Below are 16,205 nucleotides of genomic sequence, written 5' to 3'. Positions count from 1 at the left end.
GCGAACGGTTAGATTTTCAGGGTATCAATAACGATACGCAGGGCGGGGGACACGTTGCGATGAGGATAATAAAGAAACAACCCCTCCATTCTTACGCTGTAACGCTGCAACACCCTGATAAGCTTACCTTGCTCCAAATCATCAGCAACCAGCTCGACAGGGATATAGGCCAGCCCCAGACCCAGCCGGGCGGCTTCTGCTTCCATATAGCTGTCAGATAAGGCCCATTGCCCTTCAGGTCGATGAGTGATTTTTTTATCATCCTGGTTGAGTTCCCATTGGTATAGGCTTCCGTCGGCAAACTGATAGGCGATACAGGGGTGCGTCTTTAAATCCGCCGGGGTTTGCGGAAAGCCGTAGCGCCGAAAATGCTCAGGGGTACCTACAATGGCCATTTCCATATCGGGCGTAATGCGTACTGCAACCATACCCTGGCCCACTTCGGGTCCCAGACGGATGCCCGCGTCGAATCTTTCCTCGATAATATCGACGAACCGGCTCTCATTCATCAGCTCAAGCCTGATATCAGGATAGCGCTGTTTAAATACCGAAAGCTTTGGCAGCAGGCATTTATCAATAGCGTGCTGGCTGGCATTGATGCGGACCGTGCCGGAGGGCGTTTCACGATAGTGCGCCAGCGTGGCAAGCCCAAGGTCTAATGCATCAAACCCCGACTCCGTCTTCTGGTAGAGCTGCTCTCCGGCTTGCGTCAGCGACAGCTTGCGCGTGGTACGCACCAGAAGCTGGACACCTAATCTTTCTTCAAGCTCACGAACAGATCGACTAACCCCTGATTGAGCAAGCCCAAGCCGTTGCGCCGCAGCGGTAAAACTACCTTCTCTTACCACCTGCATAAACAGATAAAGCTCGTTGTAGTTCTCTCTTTTCGCCATTGATTATCACCCGCCATACACAGCATTAATTTATAACAATATGGTATTAATCTTAGCAGCTATAGCCCTCTAATCAGCACTAATTCTGCTAACTATAATGAGCCCATCTAAACAAAGCGCAGCAGCGTTGTCCGTAAGAAACCTGTATCTCTCTCTTGTTTTTCATGGGGATTTTTCATGAATGCTATCGCCCGAACGCTAAAAACCGCTATGCCTGCCATGCTGCTATTCGCATCATTAAGTGGAGTAACGACAATGAGTTATGCCGATTCAAATAATCCAAATACCCCCGTTTCCATGATCGAAAAATGGGATAAGACCTTCGCCGAGAGCAATAAAGTCGATCACCGTAAGGTCTCGTTTCAGAACCGATATGGCATCACGTTAGTGGGCGATCTTTATCTTCCAAAAGATCGGGGCGATCGCAAGCTGGCGGCGATTGCCGTCAGTGGGCCTTTTGGCGCGGTGAAGGAGCAATCCAGCGGTCTGTATGCGCAGACTCTGGCAGAGCAGGGGTTTGTTACGCTGGCTTTTGATCCGTCTTATACGGGGGAAAGCGGCGGTTATCCGCGTAACGTCGCCTCACCGGATATCAACACTGAAGATTTCAGCGCGGCGGTGGATTTCTTAGGATTACAAAAAGAGGTGGATCGCAATCGTATCGGGCTGCTCGGTATTTGCGGCTGGGGCGGCATGGCGTTAAATGACGCCGCGATGGACACCCGCGTCAAAGCGGTGGCCACCAGCGTGATGTATGACATGAGCCGGGCAATGGGTCATGGCGTGGGTGATGGCAAAGACCGTTATTCAACCGCCGATCGCCGTGCTGTACTGCAGTATCTGAATGAACAACGCTGGAAAGATGCGGAAAGTGGGACGTTCGCACACGCTGGCCATGATGTTAACGTCGACAGCAACGGTAAGGCCAGTGCTGGCGAACGTATTCTGCCAGAGGTGTTACCGGCGGATCCTCATCCGATAGTGAAAGAGTTCTTTGATTACTACCGCATGCCGCGCGGTTTCCACGCGCGTTCCGTTAACTCGACCGGGGCGTGGACGGCAACGATGCCGCTGTCGTTTATGAATATGCCGCTGCTGAGCTACGCCAGTGAAATCACCATTCCGACGCTTATCGTGACCGGTGAAAAAGCGCATTCACGCTATTTTGCTGAAGATGCTTACAAGGCCGTCGGCAGCAAAGACAAAGAGCTGGTGGTGGTTCCGGGTGCAAACCATGTGGACCTGTACGATAACGTTGCCGGAAAAATACCTTTCGCGAAGTTTGAACAGTTTTTTAAAACCAACCTGAAATAAACCCAGTCAATTAAATTGAATCAAAGCCACCTGTCTATTCCGGTGGCTTTGATTCTGACCTTCGTGAAACCTAAATATGTCGACACTAAGCCAAACAACATCGCAGAATAATCAGCACGCGTACTGGGGTGGTATTTTTGCCATGACTCTGTGCGTCTTTGTTTTGATTGCATCGGAATTTATGCCCGTTAGCCTGCTCACCCCTATCGCCCGAGATTTGGGCGTGACGGAGGGGCTGGCAGGTCAGGGGATTGCCATCTCCGGCGTGCTGGCGGTCCTGACCAGTCTGACTATTTCGACGCTTGCCGGAAATGTGAACCGCAAATACCTGCTGATGGGGATGACGGTGCTGATGGCAATATCGGGGATTATTATCGCACTGGCCTCCAGTTATCTTGTGTATATGGCAGGCCGGGCCCTGATTGGCATTGCGATTGGCGGATTCTGGTCGATGTCAGCGGCAACGGCGATTCGCCTGGTGCCACAGCATCAGGTCGCGCGTGCACTAGGTATTTTCAACGGAGGCAATGCGCTGGCGACGGTAGTGGCAGCGCCGTTGGGGAGCTATTTGGGGGCAACCATCGGATGGCGAGGCGCTTTTTTGTGCCTGGTTCCCATAGCTGTTGTGGCCCTTATCTGGCAGAGCTTTAGTCTGCCGGGTATGAACGGCAATAAAAGCACTGCATCACGTGGATCCGTATTCCGCCTGTTCAGTCGTCCTGTTGTCTCCATTGGCATGCTGGCCTGTGGCCTGTTCTTTATGGGGCAGTTTGCCTTATTTACCTACGTGCGCCCGTTCCTGGAGACGGTGACGCGTGTCGATACCTCCGGCTTGTCCCTCATTCTGCTGGTTATCGGAGTGGCGGGTTTTATTGGCACGTTGATTGTCTCGACGTTCCTCAATGCGAAATTCTACCCAACGCTAATGGCTATTCCTGGGTTGATGGCCGTTATTGCCATCGCCCTGATTCTGACCGGACACAGTATCTGGATTGTCGCCCTGCTGTTAGGCCTCTGGGGGATGTTGGCAACCGCCGCGCCAACAGGGTGGTGGACATGGATTGCCCGCACGCTTCCCGATGATGCAGAAGCGGGAGGCGGACTGATGGTCGCGGTAATTCAGCTCTCTATTGCTCTTGGTTCAACCGCAGGTGGCATGGTGTTTGACCACCTTGGTTGGCAGAGCGCTTTTGCAATGAGTAGCATGTTGCTCCTGAGCGCCGTCGTGCTGACATTTTTCACATCACGCCAGAGAGCCAGCGCGCCTTAGTCAGGCGAAGGCCCGCGCTCAAGAAACGTTGAAAGTGCAATATAGCTGCGCACAGAACGAACGCCTTCAAGGCTCTGAATCTCCATCAGAAAATTTTCCAGCGATTCGGTATCGGCGGCCCGTACTTTGATAAATACGCAGCCGTCCCCGGCAACGGTATGCAATTCTTCCACTTCCTTGCGGCTGGTGAACTGAAGAAGTGCGCGCGTCGCTTTATAGCTGCTGGTATCGATTACCAGAAACGTTAATAGCGTGCGTCCCAACATGCAGCCATCCAGTATCGCTACGGTGCCTTTGATCACACCATCACGCTTCAGGCGCTTCACACGATCGTGAACCGCAGGTGCCGATAAATTCACAATCTCACTCAACTCAGCGTAACTGCGACCTGCGTCAACGGCTAATGCACCTAATATTTTTCGGTCAATGGCATCCAGTTCCGCTGGTTTATGCCTTGTCTGCCGAATGCCATCTTTTTCTTTATCAAATGCGCTCATAAGGCTTCCTGGTCTGAATAAAAATATGAATATACTAAATTCTACCTAATATTATTAACCCATAAAATAGATAATGGAGTTGCAATGCCTATCGCACTTTTCGCCCTCTCCGTCGGCGCATTTGGTATCGGTCTGACTGAATTTGTCATCGCCGGGATCTTGCCTCAAATTGCGGCAGAATTTAGCGTCAGCATCCCGAAAGCGGGAATGATGGCGACCTCCTACGCGCTTGGCGTCTTTGTTGGCGCACCGCTACTAACGGTGCTGGGCGCAAGGGTCCCTCGCAAGGCCATGCTGATCGCGCTGGCGGGGATTTTTACGGTCGGCAATATCATTACGGCGATCGCGCCGACGATGGAGATGGCGATTACGGGCCGTATTATTACCTCCTTTAATCACGGGGCCTTTTTCGGTATCGGCTCGATTATTGCCGCATCGCTGGTGGCTCCTGGACGCCAGGCAAGCGCCATTGCCTTCATGTTTTCGGGACTGACGCTGGCCAATCTGGTCGGCGTTCCGGCTGGCACCTGGCTTGCTCAGACGTTCAACTGGAGGCTTGTTTTCTGGGTGATAGCCGGTATCGGGCTGCTGACGATGGCAAGCGTAGCCGTACTGATTCCGCATATTGCCAAGGGCAAGGCCATTGCCTTACGCAACGAGTTGCGGGCCTTTGTTGATCCGCAAGTGTTGCTTGTCATGGGGATCACTATTTTCGGTCCGGCAGCCTTTTTTACCTCCATCACCTACATTGCCCCGATGATGGTTCAGGAGGCCGGTTTCTCCGCTGGAGGCGTAGCATGGCTGATGGTGCTGTTTGGTCTGGGACTTGCTGTTGGAAACTGGATTGGCGGGCGCTTTGCCGATCGCTCCCTGTTCGGTACGCTTTTCGTCACGCTTGCCGCTCAGGGGTTTGTATTACTGGCTTTCTGGGTTGGTGTCGAAAACCCGTGGGTCGCGAGTTTCTCGGTCTTTCTGATGGCGGCTTTCGGCTTCGCGACGGTTTCGCCGATTCAGAAGTTGGTGATGGAACGCGCCAGTCATGCGGGTGCCCCTACGATGGCCGCATCGGTCAATATTGGCATGTTTAATCTGGGAAACGCGCTGGGCGCATGGGCTGGCGGGGTGACCATTGCCGCAGGTTTTGGTCTGGCCTCACCGAACTGGGCGGGCGCTATTCTGTCGTTTATTGCGCTGGGTCTTGCTTACCTGGCATGGCAGAGTGCCCGTAAAGGTTACGCTTTGCCGGTTCATGAATGACTTAACTGGAGCGAGCGCCCGAGCTTGTTCAATCGCCTACAGCCGAACGGTAATACGCGTTCGGCTGTATCGCTATTTCTCAGAGTCAGCCCGAGTTGTTCTGAAAATAAACAGCCACAGCAGGAATCGAGTGGTCAGGGAAAATAAGATAATGATGGATAAATAGCCCGCATAAAAAGCGGAGGCAGACTCATCGTAATCGAAAAAAGAAAAATCAACCTGTATCAGCAAATACGAAAGATAGTCTCCGTTTAGAAAACAGTAGGCTCCGTGTAGCGCGACGATGAAAAAAATAACCGGCATGGTGACATTCGCGAAACCAGAGCTTTCAGGAATATGCATGATGCGACAGAAAAACGTCGCCAGCATTTTCCAGTGCAAGCCGATATGTATGGCGAGAATGAGCATGCCCCAGTGTACTGCCGTCATATGGGCCTTCCTGACCCATATTTGCGGATGATGAAACGGTAGGTCAGACAGCAGGTGACGTGAGAGCATCATCCCGGAAACAAGCGCTGTCAGGATAATCACCAACGTCGCCACGTTAATGGTTCTGTTAATGAAGACCATCCCGGTAGGGAGCTTCGGCGACAGCGACCACAATCGATGCTTGTTGAGATATAAATGCAGAAAAATGGTCAGCGTAAAGAGAAGCCCCGCCCATTCATGCAATATTTCACCGTGAAGATGAAATCCCATAAGCACAAGCAGTAACAAAGCCATCAGCGCATCCAGCATGACCTGAAAAAGATAGACTCTTTTCATCTTGATTAAGGTTGCGGATGGACTTGTTTAACCCATTGTTCGACTTGTTGCGGTATGTCGGGGCGTGCAATATCGCTGCGCGATATAGTGAGGGCGCGAGTGATTAATTTCGCCTGTGGCTGCATGCGGGCTATTTCGCGCAGGGAATCCGCTAACCGACTCCCTCCATGAGTGGTAAAGAGAACGATATTTTTGCCAGAAAAGTCATTTTGCTCGAAGAGGGTATAGATCACCATGGGCATGGTGTACCACCAGATAGGATAACCGACGTAAATCGTGTCGTAATTATTGAGGTCAGGAAGCGGTGTTTTTAACGCAGGTCTGGCTTTGGATTGTTGTTCCTTTTCGGCAACACGCAGCAGCGCATCATGCTGGCGGGGGTAGGGCTCTGCTGTTTCAATGCGGAACAGGTCGCCCTGAGTCTGCTTCTCGATGAGCTGCGCAACGTACTGAGTGCTGCCGGTCTCCGGCGTCAGCTTTTGCAATACGCTGGCACCGGAAAATCCATCTACCGCGTCAGCGGCCATCTCCTCCGGCTGAGAGAAATAGACAATCAACGTCCGGGATGGCACGGCAATATTCTCCGATGCGAAAGCGGCCGACCCCGTCAGCCCGATGACCATCATCGTCAGAAATGCGTTAATTACTGTTCTCATTATGTTTATTCCCTCAATCAGCAAACGTCAGGTACTTAACGTTATTCTGGCGTAAGCCACCTGTCGTCAGGCTGACGGTCTTCTGACAATTTTGTCAGTCGGCGCTTACTGAGGGGCGTTTTTATGGGCTGAGAGACCCAGCCCATATTGTGTTACTTCCAATCAGCCACGGCCAACGAACGGCATGGTGGTGGCCATCACGGTGATAAACTGTACGTTGGTGTCGAGCGGGATGCCAGCCATGTAAACCACGCTGTTGGCAACCTGTGAGACATCCATCATCGCTTCAACCGCCACTTCTCCGTTAGCCTGTTTGACGCCTTTTGACATGCGCTGCGACAGCTCGGTGTGCGCATTGCCAATATCAATCTGACCGCAGGCGATGCCGTATTTACGGCCATCAAGGGAGATGCTTTTCGTCAGGCCGGTCACGCCGTGCTTGGTTGCCGTATAGGCCGCTGAATCAGGACGCGGGGCGTGGGCGGAAATCGAGCCGTTGTTGATGATTCGCCCGCCCTGAGGGTTTTGTTCTTTCATCAGGCGGAAGGCGCCCTGGGCGCAGAGAAACATCCCCGTCAGATTGACATCAACAACCGCCGTCCACTTCTCGTAGCTCAACTCTTCGAAGGGAATGCCCGGGAAATTAGTCCCCGCGTTGTTGAACAGCACGTCAAGATGACCGCATTTTTCATGAATACGGGCGTACAGGGCCGCCACGGATTCCGGGCTGGTGACGTCGGTGGGCACAACCATCGATTGCTCGCCGCCGCCAAATGCCGCCACGGTTTCCAGTAAGGGTTCCAGGCGACGTCCGGCGAGGACCACAAAATAACCGGCATTCGACAAGGCGATAGCCGTCGCTCTGCCAATCCCGCTGCCTGCGCCTGTGACGAGGGCGATTTTACTTGAAGTGAACATGGCTACATCCTTCTTAAAATGTATTGAAAATCATCGACTGAAATGTCAGGTCTTAAGCGGTCAGGCTGCATTCAGGACGCTGGCCACTCAACGCCTGAGCCAGGCTCGCCAGCACCATTTCGCCCATGGCGGTTCGGGTCTCAATGGTGGCGCTCGCGCGGTGCGCCTGCAGAACAACGTTGTCCATTTCAAAAAGCGGTGCCGGAACGTGCGGCTCGTCAACGAAAACATCCAGTCCCGCACCCTGAATACGCCCGGCAATCAACGCATCAACCAGATCGGGTTCATTCACCAACTTTCCGCGAGCAATATTGACGAGGAAGCCATTCTCGCCGAGCGCGTCGAGTACGGCGGCATTTACGATGCCTTCTGCTTTATCCGCGGAAGCGGCGAGGATCAGCGCGTCACTCTGACCGGCAAGCTCGCACAGGTCGGCAATAAACGGATAATCGAGATCGGTCATCTGATGCAGGTCGGTATAGGCAATCGGACAGCCGAAGGCGGCGGCGCGTTCGGCAATCGCGCGTCCAACGCGTCCCATGCCAACGATACCGACGCGCATACCGCTGAAACGGCGGGAGAGGGGGATCGCGCCGGGATGCGGATTTTTCGCCCATTCGCCGCTGCGTACCACGCGGTCGCCCGCGCAGATCCCCCGACAGGTGGCAATCAGCAAACCAATGGCCAGGTCGGCAACATCTTCCGTTAGCGCGCCAAGAGTGGCGGTTACGTGGATCTTCCGCCTGCGCGCATAGTTCAGGTCGACTGCATCAACGCCAACGCCGTTGATGGCAACCACTTCCAGCGCAGGCAGTTGCTCCATCAATGCATTACTGATACCGGTATGCCCGCCGGAGACGACCCCGCGGATGGTGTTGCCATATTCTTTGATAAACGCCTCTTTATCTTCCAGTTCAAAGAAACGATGCACGGTATACAGCGCGTTTAATTTCTCGCTAATCGCGGGAATGAGGATGGGATTTAACTGCAGGATGCTGGGTTTCATTATGCTATATCCATAGTTGCGGCCAATAAATGGCAGACTAAATTCTTATGTTTACGTATGCCGGGGGCGATTAACTCAAGCGTCGCTCAAGGATTTCAATCGAGATATTTTGTGGCCCGCGAATAAAACAACCGCGAACGCCGGGGCGAATGGCGATCGGTTCCTGGGTGAATTCCACACCTTTGCTTTTTAACTCGGCGGCGGTTTCATCCAGGTTGTCGACCGTCAGGCCAAAATGATCGAGGCCCTGATAGGGCGGGAGCGGCGGCGGTGCGACGCCATCGCCTTCGGTCACCGGGGCGATAAAGATATTGATCCCGGCTAAACGGATATCCACCTTGCCGGGCTTGCGAATGATTTCAGCGTTCAGGCAGCGCTCAAACCAGGCGGCAGTAAGCTCAGGGTCAGGACTGCGTAACTGCAAATGATCCCATGTATATTCGGACACGTTTACTCCTCTATCTATAAAGCCGATTTGAGCCACAGACGAACGCGGATAGCGGCTCAAACCGGGTGAATCAGCGTTGACTTATTAGTCCATTTCGATGCGCGACAACGGCCCCAGCAGGAATGAATAGGCGAATGCGCCAATCAAGCACATAATTCCCATCATATTAAGCGCCCAAAAGAATTGACCGGTCGCATGAAGAATGTAGCCAATCATTATCGGCGTAGTGACGCCAGCAATATTAGCGGCAAGGCTGGTGATGCTGCTGGTTAAACCAATATATTGCCGTGGCGCTATTTCAGATACCGCCGCCCATGACGATGAGCCGACACCCTGGGCAAAGAAAGAGACGGTCAAGATAACAATGATCATTTCGTTTGAGGTGACAAAATTCACTAATAAAATAGATGATCCCAGCAGCGTGCCAATAATCAACGGCGCTTTTCTGGCGACCGACATAGAATAGCCGCGACGAATAAAGAAATCCGAAAAGAAACCTGCCAGTAATATCCCGGCGGTTGCCCCGAGGAAGGGTAATGCCTGGAAAATACCGACCTTAATCATTGTCATCTGGCGTTCTTCAACGAGGTAAGTCATAAACCAGGTGGTAAAGAAAACCAGAATAGCATTATTACAAAACTTACCCAGGCAAATAGCCAAAATCTGACGGTGCTTCAGCAGTCTGAAGGCGTTTTTCCAGTCAAAACGGTCGCGTTTTTTCTTGCCAACAAGGCCACCGCCCTCTTGAATGTGTTTTAGTTCAGCGGCGTTGACTGCTTTGTGATTTAACGGATCGCGGTACCAGATATACCACAAAATACCGAGTATTACGCCCGCGCCACCGGTCAAATAAAAGGCGGAACGCCAGCCAAAGCCGTTCGCAATCCACAACAGCAGGCCGGTGAATAAAGGTGTGCCGATATATTGCCCCATGACATAAACGCTGGTGGCAAAACCCCTTTCACCGGTGGGAAACCACATGGTGACGGCGCGGGCATTTGACGGAAAAGCCGGTGCTTCAAGCGCGCCAATCGCCAGGCGAGAACCGAAAAGCATATTGAAACCGCTGGCGACTCCCTGCGTCATTGTCGCCAGCGACCAACTAATCAGTGAAAATGCATAAGCTACGCGCGAACCTAAAACATCCGCAATAATGCCCCCAGGGACGAGTGCAAAGGCGTAGGTAAGACCAAATGCGGCAAAAATTTGCCCCATCTGAACTTTATCAAGTGCGAGATCTTTACTAATAAACGGAGCCAGAATACCCAGACTCGAACGGTCGACAAAATTGATGATAGTCGCGCAGAGTATCAGGGCCAGCATGTAATACCTGATTCGTGTTGCCTTCTGTTTAGGAACAACTCCGGCATCTATAGATGCCTCGGTAAGTTCTTGTTGTTGAATATTACTCATATTTTTCGTCCTTCATGGATTTGTAGGTATACGTTATATTTGTTAACCCATTCTTTTACAGGTTAATCATTATTTCGTAAGGTGTCTATCCGACCCAAATGCCCATCTTTTTTCGTGAGCAGCGGTTCTGCAAATAAAACTTCAATGCGTTTTCTTACCGGGAAATTCATCCCGGGAAAACCCCTTTATTTTTCTGTCGATCCGTTGCTTGCTGTCTTTGTCATTTGTTTTGGGCATCAATTTGTCAGGCTTCACTGCATGTGACGATTGATTGGGCTGAAGTTAAAATAACGAATTGCCGGGATCAATCTTGATTAAAAAAATCAACATCAATATCCCGCTCGATAGTTAAGGAGTGTGATGCAGTAGCGATAGATTGACATTGTCAGTTGACACCGACAATTAAAAGGGATTCAAAAATTGGATGCCAGAATTCAGAGCCTTACTCCTGAGAGTCATATGGCCCCCTATTTTAGATGCCGAATATATTCAGCCATTTTGAGAGCCATCTATCAGTTGATTTAATTAATCAATCTTGATTGGTTGAAAATGGAAACGTAGAGTTTTCGTATAGTGTTTGATTTATCTCAGACCCGCAACCGCACATGGAGAGCACAGAAATGGTACTTGTCGACAGTTTGTCCGCAGCACGCCGCGAAACGCGCCAGTTCAGCATTGGTCTTGAGGGTTCAATGGCGAGCTCTCAGGGCGTGGGTATCAAGGAAATGGTGCGAATTGCCAGCCAATTATCACAGGGAAGCATAACGTTTGAGCTTTATCCCGATGCTAAGCTTGGTAACGGCCCGAAAATGATCGAAATGGTTCAGCAGGGCGAACTCGATATCTTTCTCGGCGGTGCGGGGTATTTCGCTTCACTCGACGGGCGGATCAATATTTTTGATATTCCTTATCTCTTTGAAAACGTTGAACAGGCCTACCAGATAATGGATAGCGAACTCGGGCGTGAAATGCTCGATGTGCTGGATAATAACGATCTGAAAGGATTGAGTTTTTGGGAGAACGGTATCCGTTCATTTACCAACAACGTTAAGCCTATCAATCATCCCGATGATTTTAAGGGATTGAAGATTCGCACGATGCCAGGCAATCAGGTTCATGAGGCGTTATGGCAAGGCGTCGGTATCGCTACGCTACCGCTTCCGTCAGGGGCTATCTATGCGGCGATTCAGGAAGGGACAATCAATAGCCAGGAGCATCCGGTTTCGGTTATTTACGCACGAAAATTGTATGAAGTGCAGAACTACCTCTCGCTAACGCGCCACATGTATGGCCCTCTGATTCAGGTGATGAACCACGCCAGATTCACTTCCCTTGAAAAGCAGGAACAAGATATTTTGCTCAGCGCTTCTTTGGCTGGTGCGGTGGCAACGCGCAATTTTTCTAATGAAAACGAAGCGATGTTCCTTGAAGAGATGAAGCGTGCGGGATTGCAGGTTAATGAGGTTGATGCCAAAGCGTTCAGAGAAGTGATGAAACCGGCTATCGAGCATGAGTTTATTGCGAAAAACGGCGATGAGTGGTTGAAGAAGATAAATGCTATGCTGGCAGGCTACGGTAGATAAGGACGACAGCATCCCGCTTACCCGAAATCTTATGCGATAGGTATTTGATGCAACCAAAGATGAAGTTAGCGCTCTGGCTCACGCTGGACGAGGTTCAGGAGTTTCTCGGCGTCCGTCCGCAAACCATATATGCCTATGTGAGCCGGGGGCTCATCTCATCGCACCCGGACCCCGAGAACACGCGGCGTAGTTTGTATAGCGCGGAAAACATCCACAACCTGAAACAGAGAAAACAGCAGGGAAGAAAGCGTGAAACCCTCGCCGTTAACACCCTGTTTGGTACCGAGCCGAGTATTCCCACCGCCATCTCAACTTTTGCGAAAGGTCATTTGTACTATCGCGGAAAAAACGTCATTTCGTTCTCTGAGAGCGCAACGCTGGAGGACACGGCGCGTTTGCTGTGGAACGCTGAAATCACCAGCGGATTTTCGGTCCCCACCCGCGATTATCCTCTCACTCCTCCTGAGCGGTCGCATGCGTTTATCGCGCTGGCCTCGGCAACGGCGTCGGGCCATTCGACTCATGCGCGAACGCTTAAGGTTCTTCATGCTGAAGCCGCGACGCTGGTGGGACACCTGGCAGCGACGTTTGGTGCGGTAAACCATCCCGAAATGTTGATTCACCAGCGTCTGGCGATGGGGTGGGGAGTGGAACAAGAGGTGGCGGACATCTTTCGCCGGGCAATGGTGCTGCTGGCGGATCATGAATTGACCAGTTCCGCGTTCTCATCGCGAATCGCGGCTTCCAACGGCGCATCGTTACCCGCCTGTCTACTTACCGGGCTGGCGACGTTTACCGGGCCATTACACGGTGATGCAACCCAGCGCGTTAAGGCGCTTTTTGATGAGGTTGAGCACTCCAGTGCCGATCGAGTGGTTAACCGTTATCTCACCTCGGCGATCCCTATCCCGGGGTTCGGGCATCATCTTTATCCCGATGGGGATCCGCGCGCAGTGGCGTTGCTGGAAGCGTTCGAGCCGCCGGAGGAGATCGCGAAATTTATTGAAAAGGTGATTACCCTAACCGGGCTGCTGCCCAATATTGATGTTGTCCTTGCTGCCCTGGTGACCCGTTATCGTCTTCTGGGCGATGCGGCATTTGCGCTGTTTTCAATCGCCCGAAGCGTCGGTTTACTGGCGCATGCGATGGAGCAAATCAACACTGGCAAGGTGATTCGACCACGTGGACGATACGTGGGGCCTGAGTTAGAGTCAGCAAGCGATGCATCATCTTTGGCTGGTGCCGGGAGAGAGTGCCACTTTTCTCGCCAGTAAGCGGGACCATCAATTTATTTGATGCATTCTGTTAAACAAACGATATTTATTCTAACCTGGTAATGCGTAGAGTAGAGGAATTACACGGCAGAAACCGGCTTTTTCCACTTGATACGACGCTCGGCCTGCCTGTCACTCCCCTGAAAACCAGGATGAACATGTCATGAAAAAGATCGGTTTTTTGTCATTTGGTCACTGGACGCCGTCGCCGCAGTCAGCAACCCGTTCGGCTGCTGATGCGCTGCTGCAATCCATCGATCTGGCCGTTGCTGCCGAAGAGTTGGGCGCAGACGGCGCCTATTTTAGGGTGCATCACTTTGCCCGTCAGCTTGCTTCTCCTTTTCCGCTGCTGGCCGCAATAGGCGCGAAGACTAAGCGTATTGAAATCGGCACTGGCGTTATCGATATGCGCTATGAAAACCCGCTCTATATGGCCGAGGATGCGGGCGCGGCGGATCTGATCGCCGGCGGACGTTTACAGTTGGGGATCAGTCGGGGCTCCCCGGAGCAGGTCATTGATGGCTGGCGCTATTTTGGTTACGTCCCTGCTGAAGGGGAAAACGAATCTGACATGGCGCGCCGCCACACCGAAGTGCTGTTGGATGTGCTGCGTGGAGAAGGCTTTGCCAAACCCAATCCGCAGCCCATGTTTCCAAATCCGCCGGGCCTGCTGCGCCCTGAGCCTCACTCCGCAGGGCTACGTGAACGAATCTGGTGGGGGGCGGGCTCAAATGCAACCGCTGAATGGGCTGCAAAACTGGGGATGAACCTGCAAAGCTCGACGCTGAAAAACGATGAAACAGGTGAACCGTTTCATATTCAGCAGGCAAAGCAGATCCGCACTTATCGTGAGGCCTGGGCACAGGCGGGGCATACGCATACGCCGCGAGTTTCGGTTAGTCGGAGTATTTTTGCACTTATGGACGATCGCGATCGGGCATATTTTGGCTCAAGCCGTGATACCAGCGATCAGGTCGGTTTCCTTGATGAGAAAACCCGGGCCATTTTCGGTCGCAGCTACGCCGCGGAACCGGACAAGCTGATCGAACAGCTGAAACAGGATGAAGCGATCGCCGAAGCGGATACGTTACTGCTGACCGTGCCGAACCAGCTGGGTGTGGATTACAACGTACATGTTATTGAATCCATTTTGAAACATGTTGCTCCGGGAATGGGCTGGCGCGACGCGTAAAGCTGAAATAAATAACGCCCCGCAGGCTTTACGTGATGTGGGGCGAAAACGTTTTATGGCTCAGCCCGGGGCTGTAGCTGATAGACCCACGCGGTCACGGGGAGTGTTAGAAATTCTGTGTCATTCCAGTAATATACAATCAAAAAGGAATGACACATGTCCCAGCCCTTCGATTTCGACAAAGCGCTTAAAGCACTCCAGTCCGGTCAGGCATTAACCGGCAAAGATGGGATCTTAACGCCTTTAATCAAACAGTTAACCGAAGCTGCTCTTTCTGCAGAGCTTGACTCCCATCTGGCTCAGGATGTTGAAGCCAACCGTAAAAACGGCACAGGCAAAAAGACCATTAAAGCCCCGACCGGCCCCTTCGAGCTGACGACTCCGCGTGATCGTAATGGCACTTTTGAGCCTCAGCTAGTGAAAAAGCATCAGACCACGCTGTCTGATGAGATAGAGCGTAAGATCATTCGCCTGTTCGCGCTGGGGATGAGCTACCAGGACATCAGCCGGGAGATTGAAGATCTTTATGCTTTCAGTGTTTCCAGCGCAACTATCAGCGCCGTCACCGATAAAATCATTCCTGAGCTAAAACAATGGCAGCAGCGCCCGCTGGAGAAGGTTTATCCCTTCGTCTGGCTGGACGCCATTCACTATAAAATCCGGGAGGATGGTCGTTATCAGAGCAAAGCGGTTTATACCGTGCTGGCGCTTAATCTGGAAGGCAAAAAAGAAGTTCTGGGTCTGTATCTGTCAGAAAGTGAGGGCGCGAACTTCTGGCTGTCGGTTTTAAGCGACCTGCAAAATCGTGGGGTTGAAGATATTCTGATTGCCTGCGTGGATGGATTGACCGGTTTTCCGGAAGCGATAAACAGTATTTATCCGCAGACGGAAGTTCAGCTATGTATTATTCATCAGATACGTAACTCGATTAAATATGTGGCGTCAAAACATCATAGAGCGTTCATGGCTGACCTGAAGCCAGTCTATCGCGCGGTATCGAAAGAAGCGGCAGAAACGGCGCTGGATGAGCTGGAAGCAAAATGGGGCCAGCAATATCCGGTGGTGCTCCAGTCGTGGCGGCGCAAGTGGGAAAACTTGTCAGCGTACTTCCGCTATCCGGCAAATATCCGCAAGGTCATTTACACCACGAATGCGATTGAATCGGTACATCGCCAGTTCAGAAAGCTGACCAAAACCAAAGGCGCTTTCCCGAATGAAAACAGCCTGTTGAAGCTGCTTTATCTGGGTCTGATGAATGCCCAGGAAAAATGGACAATGCCCATCCAAAGCTGGAATTTGACATTGTCGCAGTTAGCCATTTATTTTGATGGGCGACTGAATGAAGTGATGACGCTGTAGAATTTTTAACGTGACACAGAATTCTGAACGCTCTCCGGTCACGCGCTGACCATCATGGGTAGTGACTTCAACGGCAATACGATCGTAACCTTCTTCGAATTCATCCAGCATTGGCCAGTGGTCGTTAAGGTTATCGGACTGGAACAGATAGCCCTCGACCCGCGGCCCACGGCTATCAAGCACGATCCCCGGAAAATCTGCCGCCGCTCCCCAGCCACGTTCAAAAAAAGTGCCCGTTACGTAACCTGGTAGCCACTCTCCGCCAATAGCTTGCAGAATATGGGCATTAACGTGACCCGGGCGTAGGGTGCTGTAGACAAATAAGCGTTCCATAAACTCTCCAACTGATAACTGAAAACC

General features: G+C 51.9%; 16 protein-coding genes. 7 read left to right on the top strand and 9 right to left on the bottom strand.

All coding sequences use genetic code 11. The features are described from left to right. Positions 1–8 precede the first annotated feature (8 nt). Positions 9–893, bottom strand: coding sequence for a LysR family transcriptional regulator (locus tag ACMYSL_RS18325; protein ID WP_434659338.1), 885 nt, complete (start codon positions 891–893; stop codon positions 9–11). A gap of 255 nt (positions 894–1,148) precedes the next feature. On the opposite strand from ACMYSL_RS18325, the gene ACMYSL_RS18320 reads away from it, so the two are divergent. Beyond that, entirely contained in the window at positions 1,149–2,207 is a 1,059-nt protein-coding gene (locus ACMYSL_RS18320; RefSeq protein WP_434659336.1) for an alpha/beta hydrolase, read from the top strand. 142 nt (positions 2,208–2,349) lie between these two features. After that, on the top strand, positions 2,350–3,477 hold the full coding sequence (locus ACMYSL_RS18315) for an MFS transporter (RefSeq protein WP_434664150.1): 1,128 nt from the start codon (positions 2,350–2,352) through the stop codon (positions 3,475–3,477). Here the strand turns inward: ACMYSL_RS18315 and ACMYSL_RS18310 are convergent. Beyond that, positions 3,474–3,974 carry an Lrp/AsnC family transcriptional regulator gene (locus ACMYSL_RS18310; protein WP_434659334.1) on the bottom strand — a complete coding sequence of 167 codons (501 nt, stop codon included), beginning with the start codon at positions 3,972–3,974 and terminating at the stop codon, positions 3,474–3,476. The two genes, ACMYSL_RS18315 and ACMYSL_RS18310, sit on opposite strands and share 4 nt — an antisense overlap. An 84-nt stretch (positions 3,975–4,058) precedes the next feature. Between ACMYSL_RS18310 and ACMYSL_RS18305 the strand changes: the two genes are divergently transcribed. Next, positions 4,059–5,231, top strand: coding sequence for an MFS transporter (locus tag ACMYSL_RS18305; RefSeq protein WP_434659332.1), 1,173 nt, complete (start codon positions 4,059–4,061; stop codon positions 5,229–5,231). 72 nt (positions 5,232–5,303) lie between these two features. Here the strand turns inward: ACMYSL_RS18305 and ACMYSL_RS18300 are convergent, their stop codons facing one another. The 6 genes from ACMYSL_RS18300 to ACMYSL_RS18275 all read right to left on the bottom strand — a co-directional run bounded on the left by ACMYSL_RS18300 (position 5,304) and on the right by ACMYSL_RS18275 (position 10,437). Next, positions 5,304–5,969 (bottom strand): DUF4405 domain-containing protein, encoded by a 666-nt coding sequence (locus tag ACMYSL_RS18300; protein ID WP_434659330.1) that lies wholly within the window; start codon positions 5,967–5,969, stop codon positions 5,304–5,306. 32 nt (positions 5,970–6,001) lie between these two features. Beyond that, complete coding sequence (locus ACMYSL_RS18295; protein ID WP_434659328.1) at positions 6,002–6,652, bottom strand: flavodoxin; 651 nt, start codon at positions 6,650–6,652, stop codon at positions 6,002–6,004. Between the two features lie 162 nt (positions 6,653–6,814). Further along, on the bottom strand, positions 6,815–7,570 hold the full coding sequence (locus ACMYSL_RS18290; protein ID WP_434659326.1) for an SDR family oxidoreductase: 756 nt from the start codon (positions 7,568–7,570) through the stop codon (positions 6,815–6,817). Between the two features lie 52 nt (positions 7,571–7,622). Then, the gene (locus tag ACMYSL_RS18285; RefSeq protein WP_434659324.1) at positions 7,623–8,576 is read right to left on the bottom strand and encodes a 2-hydroxyacid dehydrogenase; all 954 of its coding nucleotides are present in this window, start codon (positions 8,574–8,576) and stop codon (positions 7,623–7,625) included. Positions 8,577–8,646: 70 nt separating this feature from the next. Further along, positions 8,647–9,024, bottom strand: coding sequence for a VOC family protein (locus ACMYSL_RS18280; protein WP_434659322.1), 378 nt, complete (start codon positions 9,022–9,024; stop codon positions 8,647–8,649). A gap of 84 nt (positions 9,025–9,108) precedes the next feature. Beyond that, positions 9,109–10,437 carry an MFS transporter gene (locus ACMYSL_RS18275; RefSeq protein ID WP_110277210.1) on the bottom strand — a complete coding sequence of 443 codons (1,329 nt, stop codon included), beginning with the start codon at positions 10,435–10,437 and terminating at the stop codon, positions 9,109–9,111. Between the two features lie 620 nt (positions 10,438–11,057). On the opposite strand from ACMYSL_RS18275, the gene ACMYSL_RS18270 reads away from it, so the two are divergent. From ACMYSL_RS18270 to ACMYSL_RS18255, 4 genes are all read left to right on the top strand, one after another. After that, positions 11,058–12,020 carry a DctP family TRAP transporter solute-binding subunit gene (locus ACMYSL_RS18270; RefSeq protein WP_434659320.1) on the top strand — a complete coding sequence of 321 codons (963 nt, stop codon included), beginning with the start codon at positions 11,058–11,060 and terminating at the stop codon, positions 12,018–12,020. A gap of 59 nt (positions 12,021–12,079) precedes the next feature. Then, the gene (locus tag ACMYSL_RS18265; protein WP_304257911.1) at positions 12,080–13,294 is read left to right on the top strand and encodes a citrate synthase family protein; all 1,215 of its coding nucleotides are present in this window, start codon (positions 12,080–12,082) and stop codon (positions 13,292–13,294) included. A 163-nt stretch (positions 13,295–13,457) separates the two neighbouring features. Further along, entirely contained in the window at positions 13,458–14,486 is a 1,029-nt protein-coding gene (locus tag ACMYSL_RS18260) for an LLM class flavin-dependent oxidoreductase (RefSeq protein ID WP_434659318.1), read from the top strand. Positions 14,487–14,642: 156 nt separating this feature from the next. Next, on the top strand, positions 14,643–15,845 hold the full coding sequence (locus ACMYSL_RS18255; protein WP_434659316.1) for an IS256 family transposase: 1,203 nt from the start codon (positions 14,643–14,645) through the stop codon (positions 15,843–15,845). Here ACMYSL_RS18255 and ACMYSL_RS18250 read toward each other — a convergent pair. Continuing rightward, positions 15,798–16,178, bottom strand: a complete 381-nt coding sequence (locus ACMYSL_RS18250; protein ID WP_434659314.1) for a gamma-glutamylcyclotransferase family protein — start codon at positions 16,176–16,178, stop codon at positions 15,798–15,800. The genes ACMYSL_RS18255 and ACMYSL_RS18250 overlap by 48 nt on opposite strands. Between the last annotated feature and the right edge of the window lie 27 nt (positions 16,179–16,205).

Source organism: Klebsiella sp. MISC125 (assembly GCF_051131775.1).
Lineage (GTDB): Bacteria > Pseudomonadota > Gammaproteobacteria > Enterobacterales > Enterobacteriaceae > Klebsiella.
The sequence above is the reverse complement of the archived record's forward strand: the minus strand, read 5'-3'. Positions and strand labels throughout refer to the sequence as shown.